Below are 23,909 nucleotides of genomic sequence, written 5' to 3'. Positions count from 1 at the left end.
TATATCATGAAAAACAACAATTCAAACATCGCATTGTCTTTCAATAAGGCAGCTATTGCTGAGTTAAACGATCAATCTTTAGTTGATATCAACGGAGGAAGTACGCCTCCATGTGCATTCGTAGCTTCAATTGCATTAAGCTACGCGATTACTAAAGACGTTTGGTAAAAAATTATTCTGGCAGGGAATTATTCTCTGCCAGTCTTAAAAATTCCAGAGTGGAATACATAAACAAAGTGGAAAACTAAAAAATTAAAGAAAATGAAAAAACAAAATGTAAACAACAAGTTGGCTTTCAATAAAGCTGTAGTAACTGAATTAAATGAAGTGCAAATGTATGATGTAAATGGTGGAACATCTCCAACAGTTACTTCTTCTACATGGTGTTTAGCTGGAGCTGGAGCTTTAATCGGAGCATCAATCGCTTATTTCGTAGACTAATTAACAAACTATATCATGAAAAACAACAATTCAAACAACGCTTTGTCTTTCAATAAGGCAGCTATCGCTGAGTTAAACGATCAATCTTTAGTTGATATCAACGGAGGAAGTACGCCTCCATGTGCATTCGTTGCTTCTATCGCATTAAGCTACGCAATTACTAAAGACGTTTGGTAAAAAATTATTCTGGCAGGGAATTATTCTCTGCCAGTCTTAAAAATTCCAGAGTGGAATATGTAAACAAAGTGGAAACTAAAAATTAAAGAAAATGAAAAAACAAAATGTAAACAGCAAGTTAGCTTTCAATAAAGCTTCTGTAACTGAATTAAACGAAGTGCAAATGTATGATGTAAATGGTGGAACATCTCCAACAGTTACTTCTTCTACATGGTGTTTAGCTGGAGCTGGAGCCTTAATCGGAGCATCAATCGCTTATTTAGTAAAATAATTAACAAACTATATCATGAAAAACAACAATTCAAACAACGCATTGTCTTTCAATAAGGCAGCTATCTCTGAGTTAAACGATCAATCTTTAGTTGATATCAACGGAGGAAGTACACCTCCATGTGCATTCGTAGCTTCTATCGCATTAAGCTACGCGATTACTAAAGACGTTTGGTAAAAAACAACCCCGGTAGAAATAAAGTCTACCGGTTTTGAATTAAATTTTTAGAGGTAAATATTCATGCTCAAACCGCTTAGGTTATACATAAAATAATATGCAATTATTTATATAGAAAAAGATTTAATTTTTAAAGTTCAAACAGAAATGGAATTCTGTCATATAAATTTTAAACACTAAAAATAAGAAAATGAAAAAACAAAATGTAAACAACAAGTTGGCTTTCAACAAGGCAGCTATTACAGAGTTAAATGATGTTCAAATGTATGATGTTAATGGTGGTGCTACACCTGTACTTGCAGTTTCTTGGGCTGCAGTAGAAGGTTTTGCACTTTCTGTTGGATTGTATTTAGCTACTAAAGAATTATTAAAAGACTAATTAAGATGAAAAATCAAAACGTAAACGCAAAATTAGCTTTCAATAAAGTAGCTATTGTGGAATTAAATGACAGCCAGTTGTATGATATTAATGGTGGAGCAACTCCAATAGCTTTAGCTGTTGCTTCTTCAACTACATGTGCTGCAGTTGCAAGTGCGATCATAGGATCGTTAGTGGCTTGGGCATTAGACTAGTATTAGACTGATTATATTATAGGCTACTTTTTGTAGCCTATATATTCTTAATAAAAAATAAAAAATTAATAAAAATGGGAAATACGTTAAAAATATCAATAGCAGCTCTCTTACTTATTTTCGGATTAGTGCTGGTGGTTTATTATTATTGTTTTAAAAATAATTTATCGAGTATTATACCGATAATTGGATTTTTTATAATTGCTTTTGGAGCAAAAATGATGAAGGATTTGAATTCTTAATCATTTTTGAGATAATATCAATTTCAATTTTTTAGCCAAATAAAGGTAAACTGAAGTTTTATTACGACTTTTTTGACGTATCTAAATCGGTTTTTTAATTGGTTATCCTCGTTTTTTTGCCTATTTTTTTGAGATATCAAGGGTTGCATATATGCAACCCTTTTTTATTGATTTTTGATTTTATCTTACTAATATTCAGTATTTTAAAACCAATTAAAGACTGCTTTTTTTATAAAATTAGGTTAATCCCGTTTTTCTGTTCATTAAATATTAAGTTCATTTGCCCTGTTAATAATTCAAAAAATTGATATGACAGATAAGAACATTTTTCCAGAAGAAATTTTAAACAATACTGTGGAGAACCATATCGTAAAACACAGTAAAAGGACATCGTTACTTTTCCTTATTACTTTTATTGCGGTTGCAATAGCTTTTGTGTCATTGCCATTTATTAAAATTGATATTTACACTACAAGTAGAGGTACAATTATTCCACAGGACAAAAAATTGAACATCTATGCGCCAGTAAGTGGTCGTATTGCTTATTTTAATATCGAAGAGAATAGAAAAATAAAAAAAGGAGATACTCTATTAATTATCGAACACAATGTCTTAAAAGAAAAGGAAAATCTTAATTCGATACAGAGTTCTGAAAATTCCTCCTATATGATTGATTTGTCCAATATTATCAATAAAAATTATTCAGCTGTTAAATCAGATCTTTTTCAAAAAGAGTTGTTAAAGCATCAGCAAGAGTTATATAATTTGGATGTAATTATCAAAAAGACCCAAACAGATTTTGATAGAACTGAACAACTCTACAAAAAAGATGTTGTGGCAAAAGCCGAATATGAAAAGGCTTTGTTGGAACTGAATAAAATCAAAAATGACAGAGTAAATTTAGTTAAACAAGCAGAACTAGCATGGCAAAAAGAATATGCTGAATTGGTCAATACTGATCATAGAATTCGTTCGAGTCAAAAACAACTTCAAGAGGAAGAAAACGATTATGTAATTAAGTCTCCTATTGATGGTGAACTAGTGAATATGCAAGGATTTCATAAAGGGAGTATAATAGCACCTGGAAATCTAGTGGTTGAAATCTCACCAGACAAGAATGTAATTGTTGAAACTTATGTCAATCCATCGGATATTGGTTTTATTAAAGAGAAAGGGAAAGCAATTTATCAGATTGATGCATTTAATTCCAATCAATGGGGTTTCGGAACAGGAGAGATTATTGAAATTAGTAAAGATATCCTGATGATGAATAACATGCCTTTTTATAAAGTTAAGAGTTCATTAGACAAAGATAAACTAATGCTAAAAAACGGTTCAATGGGGAAACTAAAAAAAGGAATGACACTCACAAGTCGATTTTTCTTAACAAAACGTTCAGCATTCCAACTGTTATTTGATGAGGTAGAAGATTGGTTTAATCCATATAATAATAAAAATGAGTAAAATAGCTATTAAACAACATGATTTTTCAGATTGCGGCGCAACATGTTTGGCATCGATATCTGAATACTATAACTTGAGTTTGCCAATTTCAAGAATCAGACAATATGGTAATACAAATCAGAAGGGGACAACCTTACTAGGTTTGAGAGAAGCTTCGGTTAAATTAGGTTTCTTGGCTAAGGGTATTAAATTGTCAATGGAAGGAATTAAAGATTTACCGTTACCTGCTATTGCACATGTAATGATTATTAAAGACGGACATGAATTTCCGCATTATGTGGTGGTGTACAAAGTGACCGATACCTATGTTAAAATCATGGATCCTGCCATTGGGAAATTGGAAAAAAAGAAATTAGCCGATTTTGAAAAAATTTTTACAGGATATGCTTTGATTTTGATTCCTAATGAAGATATTTTCGTGGAAAAGAATGAAAAATTCTCCAATTTTAAAAGAATTTCATTTTTGCTGAAACCGCATAAATATATTTTGGTTCAAGCTATTATAGGTGCTGTTTTATATACTGTTTTAGGATTCTCTGTGTCAATATACGTTGGTAAAATTACAGATTTTGTTTTGGTAAGTGGTAATAAGAGTTTGCTCAACCTAATGAGTATCATTGTTATTGGGTGTTTGATCTTGCAAGTAGTATATAGTGTGTTAAAAGATGTTTTTATTCTAAGAACAAGTCAACAAATAGATTCCCGACTTATTTTGGGATATTATAAACATTTATTTACCATGCCTCAGAAGTTTTTTGACACGATGCGAATTGGTGAAATCATGTCAAGAATAGGTGATGCCGTTAAAATCAGAACCTTAATCAACGAAACGGCTTTGAGTGTTTCTGTAAATATTCTTATTGTGATTTTTTCATTTATTCTAATGTTTACCTATTATTGGAAACTGGCATTGATAGTATCCTTGATTATTCCTTTTTATTTGGCAATTTACTTTATTGTGAATAAACTAAACAAAAAAGTGGAAAGGGAAATAATGGAAAAAAATGCCTTATTGGAATCTCAATTAGTAGAATCCATTAAAAATATTGGTACGGTAAAACGATTGTCACTTGAAGATTTTTCGAAGACTAAAACCGAATTGAAGTTTATTGATTTGTTGGGAAGTGTTTATAAATCAGGTATTAATGGTATTTTTTCCAGAACTTCGACTGATTTTGTGTCAAGGTTGTTTACCATTATCTTGCTTTGGGCTGGAACCTATTATGCTATTGATGGTGAAATCACACCTGGAGAATTGTTCTCTTTTTACTCTATTATTGGGTATTTTACTGGACCAGCATCTCAACTTATCGGAACAAACCAAGCGATTCAGAATGCTATGATTGCAGCTGACAGATTATTTGGAGTTATGGATTTGGATCGTGAAGAAATGGAATCAAAAATAAACTTGACGTCAAATTCTTTGGGCGACATTCAATTTAAAGATATTGATTTCTCGTATGAATTAGGAAGGTATATTTTTAAAGATTTGAATCTTGAAATCAAAAAAGGAAGTTTTACTGCATTCGTTGGGGAAAGTGGAAGTGGTAAAAGTACAATTGCCTCTTTAATTCAAAATATTTATTATCCTTCCGAAGGTAAAATATTGATTGGGGATTATGATTTGAGGTACATTAGTAAAGAAAGTATCAACAATTTGATTACAACAGTTCCTCAAAACGTTGAACTATTTGATGGAACAATTGCTTTTAATATTGCCATTGGTGAAGCTGAGCCTGATATGGCTAGGATTATAGATGCAAGTAAAAGAGTTGGAGCATATGATTTTATCGAAGCTTTGCCAAATGGATTCAGTACATATTTAGGGGAATTTGGAGCAAATCTTTCTGGAGGAGAAAGACAGCGTATCGCCTTTGCAAGAGCTTTATATAAAAATCCTGATGTTTTGATTTTAGATGAAGCTACTTCAGCATTGGATTCAGAATCTGAAATGGTCATCAAAAAGTTAGTGGAGGATTTATCAAAAGAAGGTAAAACGATTATTGTAATTGCTCACAAACTCCAATCCATTAAAAATGCAGACGTGATTTATGCTTTCAAAAAAGGTGAAGTCGTAGAAAGTGGTACGCACGAAACTTTGATGCAAAACAAAAACTATTACTATAAAATGTGGAATAATATAGCTGTTTAATAAAAAAATTTAACAAATGAAAAACTACTCTTTTACAAAGACTGCTATCGTAAGAACTCCAATCGAGGAGAAGCAAATTGATTTAACATGGGAAAAAATCCAGGAAATCTTTTCAAAAGAAGAAAACCGCGAAGCATTATTCTTAGGATCACCTAATATATATAAAGCGCTCGTAGCCTGGGAAAATGGGGAAATGTTCCAGGAAGAAGCTGACTTAAAAAACCTTAAGGGATCATTGTATAAATATGCATCAAGATTATCAAACAGAAGTACTCCTTTTGGTATGTTTGCCACAGTTGCGCCAATTACTATGAGTGCTACAACTAATCTGGATGTAAAAAACAGTGATTTAGGAAGATTTACAAAATACGATATGTATTTCTTAGGACAGCTAATTCCAATAATCATTAAAAACGATTCTATCAAAAAAGCACTAAAGTACTTCTCTAACAACTCAATGTATAAAGTGTTTGATAAGTTTCGTTACGTGGAATATTATTTCAAAGACAACGTAAGGTTTCATAAAATATCTGAAGTTGAATTTAGCGAGTACCTTGAATTGATTTTTGATAAAGGAAGAAAAGGAGCATTAATTGAGGATTTAGCAAATGCTTTAGTTGGAGATGATATTTCAAGAGAAGATGCATTAGGCTTTATTGATACGCTAATTGAAAGTCAATTTATCATCAGTGAATTAGAATTTACGGTGACGGGTGAAGATTATTTTGAAAAAATAATGAAGGTGTTTTCAGAAGAACGTTTCAATTTCTATGAAGCACAAGTGATAAAAGATTTAATTACAAACTTAAAAACTAAAATCAATGATCTTGATAGAAATGGTATTAATGATCCTGCGCTATATAACTCAATTTTTGAGTTAGTTAATGAGCAAATTGGGAATGTTGACATCACGAAGTTATTTCAGGTTGATGCCAGCAGAAAAATTAAAGAAGGAACCTTGAGTTTCAAAACACTTAAAGCACTCCGTCCTGCAATATCTGCATTAAATAAATTAAGTTCTAATGGTGAAAATCAAAATTTAAAAGATTTTAAGAAGAAATTCCAAGAACGTTATGAAGAGTATGAACAGCCTCTAGTAAATGTTTTGGATCCTGATATTGGAATTGGCTACGGTAAACAATCTGGCGCAAAAGCACCTTTAGTAGATGAATTGGCTATTGCTCCAAGATATGCCAACGAAAAACAAGTGAATCTAGATGCGAAAAAGAGCTTTTTATTGAAAAAGTTGATTCATGCTACAGCAAACAATCTAAAAATTGTCGATTTGCAAGATGAAGAAATTAATAAATTTGAAGAGGATGAAACTTTATATCCAGAAACTTTCTCTGCTTTTGTTAATATTTTCCATGAGAACGGAAGCGAAAAAATAAATCTTAAATCGATATCAGGGCCTTCAGCCAACGGATTGATTGGACGTTTTAGCCACCTTGATGAACAAATTTTGAGCTTATGTAACGAGATTTCTGATGTGGAAAAACAATTAAACCCTGATAAAATCATTGCAGAAATCGTGCATTTGCCTCAAGCAAGAACTGGGAATATTTTGTACAGAAACTTCCAGAGAGACTATGAAATTCCTTATTTAGGAATGTCTTCTGTGCCATTGGAAAACCAAATTCTAATTGAAGACTTGTATGTGTCCGTAAGAGGAGGTCAAATTGTTTTACGCTCTAAACGTCTCGGTAAAGAAATTATACCAAGATTAAGTAATGCACACAATTATAGTTCAAACGCTTTACCTATTTATCATTTCTTGTGTGATTTGCAAAACCAAAATTCTATGGGATTTGGTTTTAGCTGGGGAGCATTGCAAAACGATTTTAGTTATTTGCCAAGATTAACATACAAGGATGCGGTTTTAAGTAGAGCAACTTGGAATATTACTAAAAATGATATTGATACGCTACTTTCTAATGATGAAAAAGATGCGGTTAATGTTGTGAGAGCTTTCCAGGAAGCAAGAGAAATTCCAAACATTGTTTATATTACTCAAGGTGATAACGAAGTGTTGATCAATTTCGAAAATGAATTGAGTTGTATGGTGTTCTATTTCATGCTTAAAGGAGAACGTTTCTTACAATTAAAAGAATTTTTCTTCACTGAAGATACTGTTACTAATACTTATTGTAATGAAATAGTGGTTTCAGCACATCGTAATGTTGAAAAAACAGAAGAAAAAAATACCGTTGCATTTATTCCAAATGAGAAGAAAGAGGGTGTTCAAGAGTCTTTTTCAATGGGTGAAAAGTGGTTGTATTATAAGTTTTATTGTGGAGAAAGAGCTGGAGAAGAACTTTTAAATAAAGGAATTAATCCAATTGTTGCCGAGTTAAAAGAAAAAGGTTTGATAGAAAAATGGTTCTTCATTCGTTATTACGATGCACTTGGTCACCACATTCGTTTTAGGGTTTTATTAAAAGATTTATCAAATTATAATGATACTTTAAAAACAATTAAGGCGCATATTAAACCTTTTGAAGATACTAGAGTGGTATGGAAGACTCAAACAGATAGCTATTTGAGAGAATTACAACGTTATGGTTATGATGCTATTGAAAGTACTGAATCTTTGTTTTTCAATGATAGCGAATGTACAATGAAATTTGCCGATATGATTGAAGGTGACTCGGGTGAAAAAATTCGCTGGTTATTTGCACTATTGTCAATGGATCATTTGCTGAATGATTTTGGAATTTCTCTTCAAGACAAATGTAAAATGATGAACGTGGCAAAAACCGGTTTCGGAAAAGAATTTAACCGTGCCGGAAGATTGAACAAACAAATCAATGAAAATTTTGCAAAAAGTGAATATGAAATTGATTGTTTTCTTGATGCAAATGCCATTGAAGAAATGTATGAACCGCTTTGGGAAATTATGAAGGAACGTTCTTTGGCAAACGCTGAAACTATTCAAGCTATAAAAAAATTAGAAGCAGAAAATAGACTTCCAGCTCCTTTGTTTCAAATAATCTTGAGTTATATTCATATGGTATGTAACAGGATTTTCTTGACCAAACACAGAATTCATGAAATGGTAGTATACGATTATCTGTACAAATATTACAGTAAAAAACTTCACATGAATGCTGATACTAAAGAGGAAGAAAAAAACACATTAGAACTGATCAATTAATTATGAGAGCATTATCTGTAGTAACTCACTCGCTTTTTGAGAAAGTAGAAGAGAATAAGAGACACCTAATTGAAATTGACGATCTTAGAATTCCATTAGCTTTAATTGAAGGTGTTAAGCCTGAATTCGATCCCGAAAGTGACGAATATGCAAATTTGGTATTGGTACGTAAAAGTAGCTTTTCACTAAATTATAGGGATTTAGGAATCATTGAAAATGCATGGCGTAAGTTAGAGTCAGTTGAAGGTGACTCTTTTTATCCAATTGGTTCCGATTTTGCAGGGTATGTTGAAGCGGTTGGGAAAAACATTACCAATTTCTCGAAAGGGGATTTGGTTATCGGGAATGGATTTTATCCCAATTTCGAAAATGGAGCTGTACCAGGTATTCCATCCAATCACGCAAGTAAAGAATATGAAATATACCATTATGCGAAATTGGTTAAAGTACCCGAATTTATTTCGGAAACAGAAGCGGGTGGTTTGAGTATCGGTGTGCAAACATCGAATTCAATGATACGTAAAGCCGATATAAAAAAGGGGGATAATGTCTTAGTTACATCTGTTACGTCGAATACTTCGTTCTTTATTTTAAATGCACTTTGGGAAAAAGGATGTAATGTGTACGGACTTTCTTTCTCCGGGAAAAATACGGAAAAGATAAAAAATCATTTTCCTTTTATTAAAGAGATTTATTCCATTAAAGAGAACAATATTCCTCAAGAACTTTTCTTTGATGTAGTTTTTGATGCCTTTTCGGATACTTATTTGGAGTATTTGGTGAATAAAATGAATGTTAATTCAAGATACTTGACCTGTGGAATTTTCAATCAGTCTTCAGGAAAAATGAAAGGGGTTAAACCCGCAAACCTGTCATTACTCATTGCAAATATGATGATGCGTAATGTGAGTTTTATTGGAAATTGTCTCGGATCAACAGAAGATTTAGTAAACGGTCTACAGAATTACAAGGTAAATAAGGCTTGTATTGATTCCGTGTTTACTGAAGAAGATAAAATTGCAGATTTTATCTCGAAATCATATAATCTTTCGAATGATAAATTCGGTAAAGTAGTATTCCAATATTAATATACATAATTTGGTAGTTTTTTGGTTAAAAGGGGGTGTGGTTACCCCCTTTTGTGTTTGTTATACGCTGGTTTTCATAAGTTTAACTTTTTTTATGGTTTAACCATAAAATTTTTCTTACGTGTTAAAGTATCTTTATATACAGATTTCGAGAATTATTACTGCCCTAAATACATAAACTTCGAAACATATGAGAAAAACTATTCTACTTCTGCTTTTATTAACAGGAGCCGCACTTTCGGCTCAAGACCTGAAAGGAATTTATGGTGAATCAAATTGGTTGAGAACTTGGACAAATTTTAAACCCAAAACCTCAGAATATAGAGAGACCACAACATTGCTCACAGGTATAATTTCTCAAAATACGGTCCTACAAAACAATCAGATTTATCTTTTGACCGGCGTGGTATATGTTACCAAAGGAGCAACATTGTTTATCGAACCTGGGACTGTGATTCGTGGTGATTTCGAAACCGATGGATTGTTAGTTATTACCAAAGGATCTAAAATTGTTGCCATAGGAGATGAGGCTAATCCCATAGTTTTTACTTCGAATAAGCCACAATCTGAAAGAAAATCAGGTGATTGGGGGGGTATAATAGTTATGGGAGATGCGCCTACAAATAAGTTTTCAAAACAACTTGATTTCACACTGGAAGCCAATTATAATAGCTATGGAGGAGAGAATTTAACGAGTGATTCGGGTGTCATGAAATATGTACGAATCGAATTTGCAGGAAAAAGAGGAAAACATAAAAAATGTCCTAACGGATTGTCTTTGGCAGGTGTTGGAAGAAATACTTTGTTAAGCAATATTCAAGTCAGTTTTTCCGGTGATGATTCTTTTGAGTTTTACGGAGGAAATGTTTTTGTAGATAAGTTGGTGTCTTTTAGAGCGCTAGATGATGACTTTGATTTTACGGAAGGCGTGCAATGTGTTATTGAGAATAGTGTTGCAGTACGTAATTCATTTGTTTCCAGTCCGGAAGGCTCGAGAAGTCTTGAAGTTGAATCTTATGATGTAGCTTCCAATGCAGATTTTAGTAAAAAACTAACCAATGTTGAAGCGAACTATTTGACTTTGATAAATGATAATAATGAAGTGGAAGGGGTTACTAATGAAGCGATTTATGTGAAAGAAAGAGCGAATCTGACTTTCAAGAATAGTGTGATCTCTGGATTTAAACAGGGCGTTTTATTCGATGGGCAAATTAAAGGCAACATCGTGCAATTACAACCGTATAAATTTGAGAATGTCCTTTTTAATAAATGTGGAACCAATTTTATAAGCGAAAACTCTTATGCAACTGCTGCGGTTGTTGAAAATTATAACAGAGAAGAATTCTTTTTGGAAAAAAATGAATTGGATCCGTTCTCGCTCTTTATCGAAAGTGATTTGAAGAAAACACCAGATTTAAGATTCAAATCAGCTCTAGTGTTGGCAAGTAAAGACGTCGCAAAAAAGAATTAAAAGCGGTTTCTAAACCAAACTTTTTGCCATTCTCTTCTTAAAATTAAATAGGAAACTTGTTCGGCAAGTTCAAGCAGGTCGGAACCGTCCAATTTTTTTACCTGATCTTCAGGTACATCGATGATGTAAAGAAGATTAAGGTATTCGGCAAATTTATGTTGGATTAACTTGTATATTTTTTCGTGCAATTGAATCTTTAAATCTATTGGAGATAAAGTGGTTGGAAAATCAAGACTTTCGTTAGCAAACGTAAAATCTTTATTAAGTTGTTCAATCAATTTAATGTACAATTGTTCTTTCTGTGCTTCAGAAAGTAATAAATCGGTATTTAAAGGTGCAACAAACATATTGGTTATACTTTTCGACGCATTAAATTTTCACCAAAAGCTTTCAATAGCTCTTTTTTGTTTTGCTCAATATCCATTCTTTCTAAAGTTTCAAATGCCTTGAAAGTATAATTTTTGATGGCTTCCTGCGTTGCTTCGCTAGCGCCAGTTGAGTTGAAAATTTCTTTTACTGAATTAATTTTGTCAGTATTATCTGCAGGTTGTATTGAAAACAAATGTAATAATTGTGCTCTACTGTTAGTTTCAGCGAATTCATTGGCCTTAAGATACAAATAGGTTTTTTTGTTTTCTATGATATCACCACCCACTTGCTTGCCAAAAGTTTCCGGATCACCAAAAGCATCCAAGTAATCATCTTGCAACTGAAAAGCGATGCCTAAGTTCAGTCCAAAATCATAAATACAATTCGCATTTTCTTCCGAAGTTTTAGCTACAATCGCACCCATTTTCATTGCAGCTCCAACCAATACAGCTGTTTTATATTCAATCATTTTCAAATATTCCGGAATAGTAACATCATCTCGGGTTTCAAAGTCGACATCATATTGTTGTCCTTCACACACTTCCAAAGCAGTTTTGCTAAACAATCTGGCCAAATCCCTAAAGATTTCTGGTTCGTATTGCTCGAAATATTGATAGGCCAAGATTAACATGGCATCTCCTGATAAAATTCCGGTGTTAATGTTCCACTTCTCGTGAACCGTTTCGTTTCCTCTTCGTAATGGTGCATCATCCATAATATCATCATGAATCAATGAAAAATTATGAAACACTTCCACTGCCGTTGCTGCTGGTAAGGCATCTTTACAATCTACATTGAAAATCTCTGCTGCCATCAAAGTTAAAACCGGACGCATTCTTTTCCCTCCTAATGATAAAATATAGCGTATAGGTTCATATAAATTGTTGGGTTCTTTATCAATGGCCAAGGCTGAAAAGTGATTGGAAATAACTTCCTGATAGTGTGATATAGAATGCATTTTGCTTGTAGAAACTTATAAGTTGATAGCACAAAAATACTCTTTTTATGGCAACTACTCAAATGAGAAGTAAAACGCTTTTGTTTAAATGTTAAATAATTGTAAAAACCAAGGAAACTATTTTGGTGTTAAAAGTTTCCATTCTATATTTGCATCGAATTTGGACTTTGAACTCATAGTTTCCAAAAATAGTTGAATATGAAATGTAAGATAATCGAAAAGGCAACTGAAATGTTTTTAAAATATGGTTTTAAAAGCATTACTATGGATGACATTGCAAACCAAATGGGCATTTCCAAAAAAACAATCTATAAGTATTATGCCAACAAGGAAATGCTTGTTGAAGAAGCTACTGGTTTGACTCATAATAAAATACATGAGGTTATTGAAGGTATTATAGAGAAAAATTTGAATGCCGTTGAAGAAAATTTTGCAATACGAAGAATGTTTGATGAACTTTTTAGTTCAGCAGATTCTACACCACTTTTTCAATTGAAAAAGCATTACCCGGAGATTTATGAAAAAGTAATCTGCAAGGAAAATGAATCTTGTGATCACTTATTCCGTATGAATATTGAAAAAGGGATTAAAGAAGGGTATTATAGAGCAGAATTGGATGTGGAATCAAGCATTCGTTTTTATTATACACTCATATTGAATATTAATGAAACCACAGCACTGGAAAAAGACAGTCAGGCTTTGGAGCTAAAAGCGTTGGAATACCATACCCGCGCAATCGCCACAGCAAAAGGAATTGAAGAACTTGAAAAACAATTATTAATACACAAATTATAAAAACCAAACCATGAGAAAAAGCATTTTGTTCTTAGTCATGATAATACAGGTGCAGCTTTTTGCACAGGACAGTAAGAAGCTTTCTTTTTCATTGCGTGAGGCCATTGATCATGCAGTTAAAAACAACTACAATTCGATCAATGCCAGCAGGGAAATTGAAGCTGCAAAACAAAAAAAATGGGAAACCACAACAATGGGACTACCGCAAATAACAGGTAACGTTAGTTATCAGAGCATTTTTGAGGCACAAAAACAAGGGGTTTATGCCAATAATTTTGATGCTAATGCGCCTGCTGGTTTGATTATACCTGTTGGTTTCGGATTGAAACATAATATGGTAGGTACACTTACTTTAAACCAGTTGATTTTTGATGGTTCTTATTTGGTTGGCTTAGAATCAGCTAAAACCTATTTGAAAATTTCACAAAATGCACAAAAGAAAACCAATCAGGAAGTTACCGAGCTAACAACGAATGCCTATGGGAATGTATTGTTGGCTGAGGAAAGCATCAAAATTGTAGAACGGAACAAAGCCATATTGGAGAAAACATTGAAAGAAACGAGCGAAACGTATAAGAATGGTTTTCTTGAAGAAGAAGCAGTAGAGCGTATTCAGATCACATTGGCTTCGGTTAACAGTACATTGGATTATGCTACTCGTATGAAAGTGATTGCTTCCAATATGTTGAAATTGATGATGGGAATCGAATTGAATGAAGAAATTGTTTTGACAGATAAACTAGATATTCTGACCACCCAAAATATCGATATGGCATTGTTAAGCGAAACGTTTAAAGTGGAAAACAATATCGATTACCAAATTGAGAAAAATGTGGAAGAATCGAAAAGACTATTGCTGAAATTGGAAAGAAGTAAAGCTCTGCCTTCTTTGGGAGCGCAGGTGAATTTCGGATATAATACTTTCAATGATAGTTTTACAATGTTTAATAGCGACCAAAAATGGTATAATTTTTCAAACTTTGGTGTTGGTTTAAATGTGCCGATATTTAGTTCTTTTGGTCGTAATTCAAGAACAGAACAAGCTAAAATTGCTTTTGAACAGGCTAAGACTAAAGTTTTAGAAACAGAACAAACATTACAACTACAGTATCAAAAAGCAAGAAGTGATTATGAGTACAGTGTGGCACAATACAATTCAGCAAAAAGCACGTTGAATTTATCAGAGCGAATTGAAAATAAGCAACAAATTAAATTTAAAGAGGGTTTATCAACCAGTTTTGAATTTACAGAAGCGCAACGTCAATTGTATACGGCACAACAAAGTTATCTTCAGGCCATGGTGGATATCATCAATAAAAGAGCTGCTTTGGAAAAAATTATCAATAAAAACTAACTTAACATATTAAAAATGAAAAAAGTAATCCTACTTTCTTTAGTTGCTATATTCCTTTTTGCTTGTGGGAGCAAAGATAATGGAACCTCGATAGATCAACTTATCGAAACTAAAAACGTACAAGAATTAAAGAACAAAAGAACCGTTTTACAAGCGGATTTGACTAAAATCGATCAAGCATTAGCCAATTTGGAAAAGAAATCGGAAGAGGCGTTGGTTGAGGTAATCACGGTGAAAGATACTGTATTCAATCATTATCTTGAAATTCAAGGAAATGTAGATACGAAAGAAAATATCCTGATTCAGCCTGAAATGCCAGGTGCTTTAATCGCTTTGAATGTTAAAGCGGGTCAAAGAGTTGGAAAAGGTCAAGTTTTAGGACGAGTGGATGATTCGGGTATGAGTCAGCAATTAGCGAGTATTCAAACACAATACGAATTGGCCAAAACCACTTTCGAACGTCAAAAAAGATTATGGGATCAAAAAATTGGTTCTGAAATACAATATTTACAAGCCAAAACTCAAATGGTTAGCTTGCAAAAATCAGTTGCGCAAATGAAAGCACAATTGGAGAAAACAGTAATAAAAGCGCCATTTACGGGTGTGATTGATGAAGTATTTGTCGAAAGAGGCGAGATCGTTTCAGCTAATCCACAAGGTTTAATGCGTATCGTGAACTTAAGTAATATGTATGTGAGCACTCAGGTTCCGGAAACCTATGTTGGAAAACTTCAGGTAGGAACTGTGGTTGAGGCAGATATTACTTCCGTTGGAAAAACGTACCAAGGCAAAGTTAGACAAGTAGGTAAGAGTATTAACCCAGCCAACAGAAGTTTCGGAATCGAAGTAAGTGTGCCAAATCCAGAAGGTTTATTACGACCGAATCAGGTAGCAAAACTGAAAATCATCGATTACACTAACAGATCGGCTATTGTTGTGCCTGCAGATGTAATCCAACAAGATGCACAAGGGAATAAATTTGTATACGTGGTGAATAATGCTACGGATAAATCAGGAACTGCGAAGAAAGCAATAGTGAAAGTCGGACAATCGTCTAATAACACTACAGAAATTAAATCAGGATTGAATAAAGGAGATGTAATTGTTTCGGAAGGAGCAAACACAGTTTCTGAAGGAATGAAATTAACATTTTAAGGAGAAAGAAAAGAAAGGGTTAGTTCTTGTTTCTAAGAATTTTGTTGGTCCCAAATCTTGAACATATAAAAGACTAACCTTTTTCTTTATCAACTAAATCAAACAAATATGAGCCATCAAAGTAAAGAATTCGGGATATCCAGTTGGGCGGTTGATAATCGCGTGACGGTATACATACTTACATTTATCGTGGTGATAACAGGTGTTTATGCCTATATAACAATGCCGCGTGAAGATTTCCCAGAAATCATTGAAAACAAAATTTACGTTTCTTCCATTTTTCCCGGGAACTCGGCTGAAGATGTAGAGAAATTAGTAACCAAACCTCTAGAGGATAATATTAAAAACATCAGTGGTGTTAACAAAGTAACTTCAAGTTCGTTCCAAGATTACGGTATGATTGTGGCCGAATTTGATGATGATATCACAGTGGATCAGGCCAAAATTTTGATTAAAGACAAAGTGGATGTTTCTAAAGCTGACACCGACTGGCCGACTCTTGATAACGGTAGTAAAGTGGAACCTAGTGTTTTTAGTATCAACATTGCTGAAGAGGTGCCAATTCTTAATATCAACTTGAAAGGAGATTATACGGCACAGCAATTGAAAAAATACGGCGAATATCTTGAAGATGAAATTGAAGATATCTCAGAAGTAAAAGCAGTTGATATTTTAGGTGTCGATGAAAAAGAAGTTGAAATTGCAATTGATGTTTACAAAATGAACGCTGCAAAAGTAAGCTTCGATGACATTGCAAGTGCTGTGAAGTATGAAAATATGACGTTGTCAGGAGGTAATTTAATTTCTCAAGGCGCAAGAAATAATATTAGAATTATTGGAGAAATAGAAGATCCTGCCGAATTGGAAAATGTGATTGTTAAATCGTATGGAGGTTCTGTTTATCTTAAGGATATTGCAAAGATTTCTTTTAAGGAGAAAGAACGTACGACATTCGCACGTGAGAAAAATGAAGAAGTAGTGATGTTGAACGTAAAAAAACGTTCGGGTCAAAATATGATTTCAGCTATTGATCAGGTGAAAGAAGTTGTAAAAAAAGCACAGGAAACAGTTTTGCCTAAAAATTTGGAAGTAACATTAACAAACGACCAATCTTCGCGAGTAGAGCATCAAGTGGATGAATTGTCGAATCATATCATTTTCGGTGTGGTTCTGGTAATGATTGTATTGATGTTTACTATGGGATTGCGCAACTCGTTATTCGTTGGAGCTGCTATTCCTTTGTCCATATTTATTGCTTTTACTTTGTTACAAGCTATCGGAGTTACTATGAATACTATGGTATTATTCGGATTGGTAATGGGACTTGGTATGTTGGTGGATGATGGTATTGTGGTCGTTGATAATGTTTTTGCCAATATGAAAAAAGGGATGCCGCGTATCGAGGCTTCTAAAATTGGTATTGGAGAAATAGCATGGCCAGTTATTTCCTCAACGGCAACTACATTAATGGCGTTTTTACCATTTGCATTATGGCCAGGTACTATGGGTAAATTTATGATGTATTTCCCGTTAACTTTATCTGTAACACTGGGAGCTTCATTGTTTGTAGCTATGGTTGTTAATGCAGCCATGACTGGTGGTTCGATGGATATTGAGGATAGAAATATTTCTCCAAGAGTTTTAAAAAGAAATACAATCATTTTCTTGGCTGTTGGAATAGTGTTTGTGATTTTGGGCAACGTAATCGATTCCAAATTAGGTAGAGCTGTAGGGCATTTGTCTTTAATTTCGGTAGCATTAATGTGGTTGTACTACAAAAAACTATACCAATGGACGCAAGATTTTCAACATAGCTTTTTTCCACGTATGGAAGACAAGTATAAAGCTGTGTTGGCTCGAATTTTGGAAGGAAAAGCGGCCTGGAGAGCTTTTGGATTGATTGTAGCAATGTTGTTTTTCTCTTTTATTTTACTTGGAATTTTCCCAAGAAAAGTATTGTTTTTCCCAGATAATATTCCAAATCAAGTAATTGCTTACATTGAATATCCTCAAGGAACAGACATTTCAAAAACGAACAAAGCTACTGAGTTTGTTGAAAAACAAGTTATTAATGTCTTAAGTAAATATGTTGATCCTAAAACCACTGAGAACTTTTTAGCAGAGTCTATTGTTGCTCAAGTGGGAGTGGGTGCGACTAATCCACAAGTTGATTTGGGTTCACAATCGGAAACACCTCATAAAGGTAAGGTAACGGTAAATTTTGCCGAATTCAAATTCCGTCGTGGTGTAAATACTGCCGATGTTATGGAAGAAGTTCGTGCTAAAATTAAAGCAATTCCGGGTGCTTCGGTAACGGTAGAAAAAGATGCGGCTGGTCCACCGGCAGGTTATCCAATCAGTATCGAATTAACAGGTACCAATTATGATTTGATGTTGAAAGAAGCAGATAAAATGATTGCTTTCTTGAATTCGAAAAATATTCCAGGAATTGAAAAACTGAAAGTAGACATCAATAAAGAAAGTCCCGAGTTGTCAGTGAAAATCGATCGTGTAAATGCAGGTAGCTTAGGTGCTTCTACAGGAATGACTGGTTTTACATTACGACGCGCTGTGTATGGTCAGGAAATATCTACATATAAAGAAGGAGATGACGATTATAATATTGTAATGCGTTTACAAGACGATCAGCGTAAAAATGAAAGCGTTTTGTTCAATCAGCCTTTAACGTACCGTAATCCGAATAATGGTCAAATTATGCAGGTGCCAATTTCGGCTGTGTCTAATACAGAAAAAACGACTACTTACAATCAGATTAAACGTAAAAATTACAAACGTATCATGACAGTGTATTCCAATATTTTAACGGGATATAACGGGGATGAGATCACAAAGAGTATTGCAAAAGAGTTGGAAAATTATAAGCTTGCTGGTGATATTACCTATGGTTTTTCAGGAGTTCAAGAAGAGCAAGGAAAAAACCAAAGTTTCTTATTCTTCGCTTTGTTCTTGGCGTTGGCAGGTATTACAACAATTATTGTGTTGCAGTTCAACTCAGTTTCGAAAACAATTGTAATTATGTTTACGGTGTTGTTGAGTTTTAGTGGTGTTTTCTATGGCTACGTAATTGCACAAATGGACTTTATTGTCTTAATGACTATGATGGGAATTATCTCATTAGCCGGGGTTGTGGTGAAAAACGGTATCGTATTGATGGACTTCTTCGTGTTGCTAATGGATAAGAAAGTAGCCGATAATGGTTTGAAAAGTCATGACGATTTAACGTTAGACCAAATTAAAGAAGTAATTATCGAATCTGGAAAATCACGTTTGCGTCCGGTATTGTTAACGGCCTTGACTGCGGTATTGGGATTAATTCCATTGGCAATTGGTTTGAATTTCGACTTCTTTGGATTGATTACAGATTTCAACCCGCACTTGTATATGGGAGGTGATAATGTGATCTTCTGGGGACCATTGGCATGGACAATTATTTTTGGATTGACCTATGCGACCGTGTTGACCTTGGTTATTGTGCCTGTGATGTTCTATTTGGTAAAACGCACCAAATATAAACTACGAGAAAAAAGTTTAGCGCGTAAAGCGGCTAATGCAGAATAGAAGAAACGCCCCAATTTGGGGCGTTTTCATTTTAAAAGGTATAGGTTAAGCCAACACCTAATACTTGTTTCAACTGAACCTTTGGACCAACGGTTATTTGTTCTCCATTTTCTTCTTCTTTTGCTTTGATGTCATCATCGTAAATTAAATGAGTGCCAATATTTGCGCTTACGTATTCGTTTACAATTAGGTCCAATTGTAATTGCCAATTGACATCAATATTGCCAAAATTATTGAGATAGTCCGAATACAATGCAACTCGGTTTTCTAAATATATATTTTTAAAAATTTCATCTTTGTGTTGTCCCGTAAGCAATACACCAACTTCCGTTCTCGATTTGTGACCTTCTGAGACTAAATTGCCAAATTCATCATATACTGCTTTTTTTACACCGAATGCTCCCTCATTAGCCAGACGTTGATTCAAAACTAAAGTCGTTTTCTGTGTTAATGGAGAAAGGTATAATTTTAAATGGTCTTCTTTGCTGATGTATTCGGTACCCACTCCCAGAAATATATAGGCTGGTGCGAAAAATCGTGAAATGGCTGTCTCAGTATCTGGGTAAGAATAGCCATTGGTAAATTGAGTGTTGAAGTTTAATTTGGCAGAATAAAACCAATTCGAAATAGTGTCTCTTCTAAAACCAAAGGTCGAATTGAATTGCAAAGCGTCATCAGTTTTTCTTAGACTAGTTCCGTCTTGTTTATTAACACCATACCGAACAATTAACTCGTTGTGCCATTTTAAATTCTCATATTCGTATTTTCTGATGAAGTTTAATTTAAGTAAGCCGGAAATCGAATTGTTACCTCCTGCATTCCAGTTCATGAATGCAGTTTCGCTAATGTCAAAACCTACTTTATTGTGTTTTTTCCAATAGGTAGTGGAATCGGGTAGCTTCGTTGTTATTTTGTCTTGAGCTAGTGAGGTAAGTGTGGTAAATACCAGAAATACAACAGGTAAAATAACTTTCAGTTTCATTGAAATCTTTAATTTGGGCTATTAAAAAACGCCTCTGCAATGCGAGAGGCGTTTTTCTTGGTTTTTGGTTTTTGGTTAATCTGTGGAGAATATCGGAGTCGAACCGATGACCTCCTGCGTGCAAGGCAGGCGCTCTAGCCAGCTGAGCTAATCCCCCTGATTGAAGCCAAATATACCATTTTTATTCAAAATTCAATGAATCAGCAATGAAATTAACAAATTAAGGTGTTTTTGTTGCTTTTTGCTTTAAAAAGGTAGTGTGGCTTTAGTGGAGAATACCGGATTCGAACCGGTCGCCTCTACGCTGCCAGCGTAGCGCTCTAGCCAAATGAGCTAATCCCCCAAAAAGTTTTCCAAATATACTCTTTTTGCACAATAATTGGTACTTTTGCAAAAAAAATAGTATGGACGTTACCATTAAAATTACCGACCGAGAAGGTGTTACCCACGAAGTTAAAGCTCCAACTGACATGAATATGAATATTATGGAGTTAATACGAGCGTATGAATTAGCACCGGAAGGTACAATTGGTATTTGCGGTGGTATGGCAATGTGTGCTTCCTGTCAATGTTATGTGTTGAATGATGTGGCTTTACCTGAAATGGGACAAGATGAAGAAGCGATGCTATGGGAAGCTTTTAATGTTAAGGAAAATAGTCGCTTAGGCTGTCAAATTCATATTACAGAAGAACTCGATGGATTGGCTGTTGAGTTGGCTCCAGAAAGTTGATACAATAAAAAAAGCTCCAAATAGGAGCTTTTTTATTTTTTTTGTACTACTTATTTCCCTTTGCCAGAAGCTTCAAGATTTCTTTCAATAGTATGTCCTGGTCTAGTCCATTTTGGTTTTTCTCCCAACGATTCGAACCTAGAATCGCATGCTTCTACAGTTTCAGGTTGCATTTTCTTAATGAATGGTTTTTGGGGTTGTAGGCCCAACATTTCAAACATTTTCATATCTTCATTCACATCAGGATTTGGTGTTGTCAATAATTTGTCTCCAGCAAAAATTGAATTTGCTCCTGCAAAGAAACACATCGCTTGACCCTCACGGGACATATTGGTTCTTCCTGCTGATAAACGCACTTGGGTTTCTGGCATTACAATTCTTGTTGTAGCTACCATTCGTATCATTTCCCAAATTTCAACTGGTTTTTCATCTTCCATCGGTGTTCCTTCAACGGCTACTAATGCATTAATTGGCACTGATTCTGGTTGAGGGTTTAAAGTCGATAAGGCAACTAACATTCCTGCTCTGTCTTCGATACTTTCTCCCATGCCGATGATTCCGCCGCTACAAACTGTAACATTAGTCTTGCGTACATTTTGAATAGTTTCGATACGGTCTTCAAAACCACGTGTTGAAATCACTTCTTTATAATATTCTTCGGAAGTATCTAAGTTATGATTATAAGCATATAGTCCAGCTTCAGCTAAACGTTGCGCTTGATTTTCAGTTAACATTCCTAATGTACAGCAAACTTCCATGTCCAGTTTGTTTATAGTACGTACCATTTCTAAAACTTGGTCAAATTCTGGTCCGTCTTTAACGTTTCTCCATGCTGCGCCCATACATACTCTTGAAGAGCCTGAGGCTTTAGCTCTTAGTGCTTGTGCCTTTACTTGTTGTACGCCCATTAGGTCGTTTCCTTCAACGTCTGTGTGGTATCTTGCTGCCTGAGGGCAGTAACCACAATCTTCAGGGCACCCTCCGGTCTTAATAGATAGTAATGTAGATACTTGAACTACATTGGGATTATGGTGTTCTCTATGTATGCTTGCAGCTTCATAAAGCAAGTCCATTAGAGGTTTGTTGTATATTGCAATGATTTCTTCTCTAGTCCAATTGTTTCTTGTTATACTCATAACTCCTTTTTTGTATGCGTCAAAAATAAGGATTTCAGCTTGAAAAACCTTAGTAAACAAAAAAATGTTCCCAACAATTGCGTTGGAAACATTTTCTCTCAATATAATTGATTCTAAAAACTTTTAACTCTTCTGTCTTTCCAATATTGCATTAACGTGAAAGTAATAATGATAGAAGAGGCGATGCCTTCAAATAATAATCCAATACAGTATTGGTACATAGAAGGTTCTCCGCCTCCAAAGAGGAAATTTTGAGACAGTTTGGCAAGATATGCGTCGCCCCCTTTCATTGAGATGTAAGCAAGCAGAGCTGCAACACTTAAGGCTACACCGGTAAGTGAAGTCAAACTGCCGGAAATGATATTGTCTAGATAGGCTGTTTTTCCTTCGGCGTAATTTGATTTTATTGTTTTGTTAATAAAATACACTACAATGAAAATGTTTAGCAATCGTAGAAGGAAAATGTCTGATAAACCTAATAACTCCATAGTTAGGAAATAAATACCAATAGCTATGAAAATCATAATGCCGTTATGTACTTCTCTTGAAATGTTCATGGCTTATTTTTTTAGTTAAACAATCAGTAATTGATTAGGACTTGTTCTCAAAGTTATTGATTATAATATTGATTTCCAAATGTTTAACAAATAAATAGCTTCAATGTCTAGGAGAAATAGGTTAAAGATTCATTTTTGTCCATTTGGAGCTGTTTTTTTAAGGCATCTACAGATTCGAATTTCTGCTCTTCTCTTAAGTGTTCTAGTACTGATATTGTAATCTGTTTTTCGTACAAATCTTCATTAAGATCAAAGAAATGAACTTCGATAGAAAGATTCTCTCCATTAACGGTTGGTCGTGTACCAATGTTCATCATGCCTTGATGCGTTTTTCCTTCCCATGTTCCGGTAACAATATAAACTCCTTTTTTTGGGATAATTTTTTGTTGGTCTTCAACTTGTATATTGGCAGTTGGGAAATCTATGGTGCGTCCTAATTGTTTTCCTTTTACCACTTTACCTGTGAAAAAATAATTGTAGCCTAGATATTGATTGGCCAAGTTGATCTCTCCCTGCGTAATTGCATTTCGAATTTTAGTTGAGCTAATGGTGATTTCATCAATTTCTTCTGCAGAAATCTGTTCTACATCAAAATGGTATTTCTTGCCAAAATTGATTAAATCATGAATGTCTGACCCTCTGTTTTTTCCAAATCGGTGGTCGTAACCTATGATTATTTTTTGGAGGTTTAATTTTTCTACTAAAATGGTTTTCACAAACTCCTCTCCGGTTAATTCCGATAGATTGCTGTCAAAATTCAAAATGATCAAATTGTTGATTCCTGAATTTTCTAACAAGATGGTTTTTTCTGGGGTTGTATTTAGGAGACCGATTGTTTCTTTTTTGTGTAAAACGTTGCGTGGATGCTGTGCAAAAGTAACAACAACGGTTTCCAAATTGTCCATTTGGGCGCTCTTCAAAAGTTTGGCAATGATTTTTTTATGCCCTAAATGAACCCCGTCAAAAGTTCCTAACGTTACAATTGTTTTGACGGGTGTACTAAAGTCAAAAATTGAGTGGAATACTTTCACTATAAAAATTTTGGTAAATATAGGATTTGTTTTGCTTAGTACGAGGGAGTTA

The 23,909-nt window shown here is 34.2% G+C and carries 23 protein-coding genes and 2 tRNA genes; 17 read left to right on the top strand and 8 right to left on the bottom strand.

The features are described from left to right. Positions 1-6: 6 nt before the first annotated feature. The 12 genes from ACS8MM_RS11925 (at position 7) to ACS8MM_RS11870 (ending at position 11,210) form a co-directional block, all read left to right on the top strand. Complete coding sequence (locus ACS8MM_RS11925; RefSeq protein ID WP_379719007.1) at positions 7-168, top strand: class I lanthipeptide; 162 nt, start codon at positions 7-9, stop codon at positions 166-168. Positions 169-261: 93 nt separating this feature from the next. Then, entirely contained in the window at positions 262-441 is a 180-nt protein-coding gene (locus ACS8MM_RS11920) for a class I lanthipeptide (RefSeq protein WP_379717196.1), read from the top strand. Between the two features lie 15 nt (positions 442-456). Further along, positions 457-618, top strand: a complete 162-nt coding sequence (locus ACS8MM_RS11915; RefSeq protein ID WP_379717194.1) for a class I lanthipeptide — start codon at positions 457-459, stop codon at positions 616-618. 91 nt (positions 619-709) lie between these two features. After that, positions 710-889: a class I lanthipeptide gene (locus ACS8MM_RS11910; protein ID WP_379717192.1), complete on the top strand. Its 180-nt coding sequence runs from the start codon at positions 710-712 to the stop codon at positions 887-889. Between the two features lie 15 nt (positions 890-904). Beyond that, the gene (locus ACS8MM_RS11905; RefSeq protein WP_379717190.1) at positions 905-1,066 is read left to right on the top strand and encodes a class I lanthipeptide; all 162 of its coding nucleotides are present in this window, start codon (positions 905-907) and stop codon (positions 1,064-1,066) included. Positions 1,067-1,256: 190 nt separating this feature from the next. After that, positions 1,257-1,445, top strand: coding sequence for a class I lanthipeptide (locus tag ACS8MM_RS11900; RefSeq protein ID WP_379717188.1), 189 nt, complete (start codon positions 1,257-1,259; stop codon positions 1,443-1,445). A 5-nt stretch (positions 1,446-1,450) separates the two neighbouring features. After that, a complete protein-coding gene (locus tag ACS8MM_RS11895; protein ID WP_379717186.1) occupies positions 1,451-1,639 on the top strand; it encodes a class IIb bacteriocin, lactobin A/cerein 7B family in 189 nt (62 codons plus the stop codon). A 551-nt stretch (positions 1,640-2,190) separates the two neighbouring features. Beyond that, positions 2,191-3,345 carry an HlyD family secretion protein gene (locus ACS8MM_RS11890; protein WP_379717184.1) on the top strand — a complete coding sequence of 385 codons (1,155 nt, stop codon included), beginning with the start codon at positions 2,191-2,193 and terminating at the stop codon, positions 3,343-3,345. Next, entirely contained in the window at positions 3,338-5,497 is a 2,160-nt protein-coding gene (locus tag ACS8MM_RS11885; RefSeq protein ID WP_379717182.1) for a peptidase domain-containing ABC transporter, read from the top strand. The genes ACS8MM_RS11890 and ACS8MM_RS11885 overlap by 8 nt, the downstream gene beginning before the upstream one ends. 16 nt (positions 5,498-5,513) lie before the next feature. After that, entirely contained in the window at positions 5,514-8,651 is a 3,138-nt protein-coding gene (locus ACS8MM_RS11880; protein ID WP_379717180.1) for a lantibiotic dehydratase, read from the top strand. A 2-nt stretch (positions 8,652-8,653) separates the two neighbouring features. Further along, a complete protein-coding gene (locus ACS8MM_RS11875) occupies positions 8,654-9,739 on the top strand; it encodes an alcohol dehydrogenase catalytic domain-containing protein (RefSeq protein ID WP_379717177.1) in 1,086 nt (361 codons plus the stop codon). 190 nt (positions 9,740-9,929) lie between these two features. Next, on the top strand, positions 9,930-11,210 hold the full coding sequence (locus ACS8MM_RS11870; RefSeq protein ID WP_379717174.1) for a hypothetical protein: 1,281 nt from the start codon (positions 9,930-9,932) through the stop codon (positions 11,208-11,210). Here the strand turns inward: ACS8MM_RS11870 and ACS8MM_RS11865 are convergent. Together ACS8MM_RS11865 and ACS8MM_RS11860 are read right to left on the bottom strand one after the other, a co-directional pair. Further along, positions 11,207-11,557 carry a hypothetical protein gene (locus ACS8MM_RS11865; RefSeq protein ID WP_379717171.1) on the bottom strand — a complete coding sequence of 117 codons (351 nt, stop codon included), beginning with the start codon at positions 11,555-11,557 and terminating at the stop codon, positions 11,207-11,209. The genes ACS8MM_RS11870 and ACS8MM_RS11865 overlap by 4 nt on opposite strands. Before the next feature lie 5 nt (positions 11,558-11,562). Next, complete coding sequence (locus ACS8MM_RS11860) at positions 11,563-12,537, bottom strand: polyprenyl synthetase family protein (protein ID WP_379717168.1); 975 nt, start codon at positions 12,535-12,537, stop codon at positions 11,563-11,565. Between the two features lie 198 nt (positions 12,538-12,735). On the opposite strand from ACS8MM_RS11860, the gene ACS8MM_RS11855 reads away from it, so the two are divergent. From ACS8MM_RS11855 to ACS8MM_RS11840, 4 genes are all read left to right on the top strand, one after another. Further along, positions 12,736-13,332 carry a TetR/AcrR family transcriptional regulator gene (locus ACS8MM_RS11855; RefSeq protein WP_379717165.1) on the top strand — a complete coding sequence of 199 codons (597 nt, stop codon included), beginning with the start codon at positions 12,736-12,738 and terminating at the stop codon, positions 13,330-13,332. Between the two features lie 10 nt (positions 13,333-13,342). Further along, a complete protein-coding gene (locus tag ACS8MM_RS11850; protein ID WP_379717162.1) occupies positions 13,343-14,686 on the top strand; it encodes a TolC family protein in 1,344 nt (447 codons plus the stop codon). 15 nt (positions 14,687-14,701) lie between these two features. Continuing rightward, on the top strand, positions 14,702-15,841 hold the full coding sequence (locus tag ACS8MM_RS11845; protein ID WP_379717159.1) for an efflux RND transporter periplasmic adaptor subunit: 1,140 nt from the start codon (positions 14,702-14,704) through the stop codon (positions 15,839-15,841). Positions 15,842-15,949: 108 nt separating this feature from the next. Further along, entirely contained in the window at positions 15,950-19,420 is a 3,471-nt protein-coding gene (locus ACS8MM_RS11840) for an efflux RND transporter permease subunit (protein WP_379717156.1), read from the top strand. A gap of 31 nt (positions 19,421-19,451) precedes the next feature. Here ACS8MM_RS11840 and ACS8MM_RS11835 read toward each other — a convergent pair whose 3' ends face one another. The 3 genes from ACS8MM_RS11835 to ACS8MM_RS11825 all read right to left on the bottom strand — a co-directional run bounded on the left by ACS8MM_RS11835 (position 19,452) and on the right by ACS8MM_RS11825 (position 20,745). Then, the gene (locus tag ACS8MM_RS11835; protein WP_379717153.1) at positions 19,452-20,402 is read right to left on the bottom strand and encodes a DUF3078 domain-containing protein; all 951 of its coding nucleotides are present in this window, start codon (positions 20,400-20,402) and stop codon (positions 19,452-19,454) included. 83 nt (positions 20,403-20,485) lie between these two features. Next, positions 20,486-20,559, bottom strand: a tRNA-Ala gene (locus ACS8MM_RS11830). Positions 20,560-20,671: 112 nt separating this feature from the next. After that, a tRNA-Ala gene (locus tag ACS8MM_RS11825) sits at positions 20,672-20,745 on the bottom strand. A gap of 61 nt (positions 20,746-20,806) precedes the next feature. Between ACS8MM_RS11825 and ACS8MM_RS11820 the strand changes: the two genes are divergently transcribed. After that, entirely contained in the window at positions 20,807-21,133 is a 327-nt protein-coding gene (locus ACS8MM_RS11820) for a ferredoxin (RefSeq protein WP_379717150.1), read from the top strand. Between the two features lie 50 nt (positions 21,134-21,183). Here the strand turns inward: ACS8MM_RS11820 and bioB are convergent, their stop codons facing one another. From bioB to ACS8MM_RS11805, 3 genes are all read right to left on the bottom strand, one after another. Next, positions 21,184-22,269: a biotin synthase BioB gene (bioB, locus tag ACS8MM_RS11815; RefSeq protein ID WP_379717147.1), complete on the bottom strand. Its 1,086-nt coding sequence runs from the start codon at positions 22,267-22,269 to the stop codon at positions 21,184-21,186. A 113-nt stretch (positions 22,270-22,382) separates the two neighbouring features. Further along, on the bottom strand, positions 22,383-22,826 hold the full coding sequence (locus ACS8MM_RS11810) for a hypothetical protein (RefSeq protein WP_379717144.1): 444 nt from the start codon (positions 22,824-22,826) through the stop codon (positions 22,383-22,385). Positions 22,827-22,933: 107 nt separating this feature from the next. Next, the gene (locus ACS8MM_RS11805; RefSeq protein ID WP_379717141.1) at positions 22,934-23,857 is read right to left on the bottom strand and encodes a bifunctional riboflavin kinase/FAD synthetase; all 924 of its coding nucleotides are present in this window, start codon (positions 23,855-23,857) and stop codon (positions 22,934-22,936) included. Between the last annotated feature and the right edge of the window lie 52 nt (positions 23,858-23,909).

Source organism: Flavobacterium sp. MAHUQ-57, from assembly GCF_051908335.1.
Lineage (GTDB): Bacteria > Bacteroidota > Bacteroidia > Flavobacteriales > Flavobacteriaceae > Flavobacterium.
This window is presented reverse-complemented; position numbering and strand designations above follow the sequence as displayed.

Excerpts from the sequence above, each read along its gene's own strand:
- ACS8MM_RS11845 (WP_379717159.1), top strand. The coding sequence starts at position 14,702 with ATGAAAAAAGTAATCCTACTTTCTTTAGTTGCTATATTCCTTTTTGCT.
- ACS8MM_RS11900 (WP_379717188.1), top strand. The coding sequence starts at position 1,257 with ATGAAAAAACAAAATGTAAACAACAAGTTGGCTTTCAACAAGGCAGCT.
- ACS8MM_RS11875 (WP_379717177.1), top strand. The coding sequence starts at position 8,654 with ATGAGAGCATTATCTGTAGTAACTCACTCGCTTTTTGAGAAAGTAGAA.
- ACS8MM_RS11810 (WP_379717144.1), bottom strand. The coding sequence starts at position 22,826 with ATGAACATTTCAAGAGAAGTACATAACGGCATTATGATTTTCATAGCT.
- ACS8MM_RS11925 (WP_379719007.1), top strand. The coding sequence starts at position 7 with ATGAAAAACAACAATTCAAACATCGCATTGTCTTTCAATAAGGCAGCT.
- ACS8MM_RS11910 (WP_379717192.1), top strand. The coding sequence starts at position 710 with ATGAAAAAACAAAATGTAAACAGCAAGTTAGCTTTCAATAAAGCTTCT.
- ACS8MM_RS11905 (WP_379717190.1), top strand. The coding sequence starts at position 905 with ATGAAAAACAACAATTCAAACAACGCATTGTCTTTCAATAAGGCAGCT.
- ACS8MM_RS11920 (WP_379717196.1), top strand. The coding sequence starts at position 262 with ATGAAAAAACAAAATGTAAACAACAAGTTGGCTTTCAATAAAGCTGTA.
- ACS8MM_RS11835 (WP_379717153.1), bottom strand. The coding sequence starts at position 20,402 with ATGAAACTGAAAGTTATTTTACCTGTTGTATTTCTGGTATTTACCACA.
- ACS8MM_RS11895 (WP_379717186.1), top strand. The coding sequence starts at position 1,451 with ATGAAAAATCAAAACGTAAACGCAAAATTAGCTTTCAATAAAGTAGCT.
- ACS8MM_RS11850 (WP_379717162.1), top strand. The coding sequence starts at position 13,343 with ATGAGAAAAAGCATTTTGTTCTTAGTCATGATAATACAGGTGCAGCTT.
- ACS8MM_RS11855 (WP_379717165.1), top strand. The coding sequence starts at position 12,736 with ATGAAATGTAAGATAATCGAAAAGGCAACTGAAATGTTTTTAAAATAT.
- ACS8MM_RS11870 (WP_379717174.1), top strand. The coding sequence starts at position 9,930 with ATGAGAAAAACTATTCTACTTCTGCTTTTATTAACAGGAGCCGCACTT.
- ACS8MM_RS11915 (WP_379717194.1), top strand. The coding sequence starts at position 457 with ATGAAAAACAACAATTCAAACAACGCTTTGTCTTTCAATAAGGCAGCT.
- ACS8MM_RS11820 (WP_379717150.1), top strand. The coding sequence starts at position 20,807 with ATGGACGTTACCATTAAAATTACCGACCGAGAAGGTGTTACCCACGAA.
- ACS8MM_RS11840 (WP_379717156.1), top strand. The coding sequence starts at position 15,950 with ATGAGCCATCAAAGTAAAGAATTCGGGATATCCAGTTGGGCGGTTGAT.
- ACS8MM_RS11890 (WP_379717184.1), top strand. The coding sequence starts at position 2,191 with ATGACAGATAAGAACATTTTTCCAGAAGAAATTTTAAACAATACTGTG.
- ACS8MM_RS11885 (WP_379717182.1), top strand. The coding sequence starts at position 3,338 with ATGAGTAAAATAGCTATTAAACAACATGATTTTTCAGATTGCGGCGCA.
- ACS8MM_RS11860 (WP_379717168.1), bottom strand. The coding sequence starts at position 12,537 with ATGCATTCTATATCACACTATCAGGAAGTTATTTCCAATCACTTTTCA.
- ACS8MM_RS11880 (WP_379717180.1), top strand. The coding sequence starts at position 5,514 with ATGAAAAACTACTCTTTTACAAAGACTGCTATCGTAAGAACTCCAATC.
- bioB (WP_379717147.1), bottom strand. The coding sequence starts at position 22,269 with ATGAGTATAACAAGAAACAATTGGACTAGAGAAGAAATCATTGCAATA.
- ACS8MM_RS11865 (WP_379717171.1), bottom strand. The coding sequence starts at position 11,557 with ATGTTTGTTGCACCTTTAAATACCGATTTATTACTTTCTGAAGCACAG.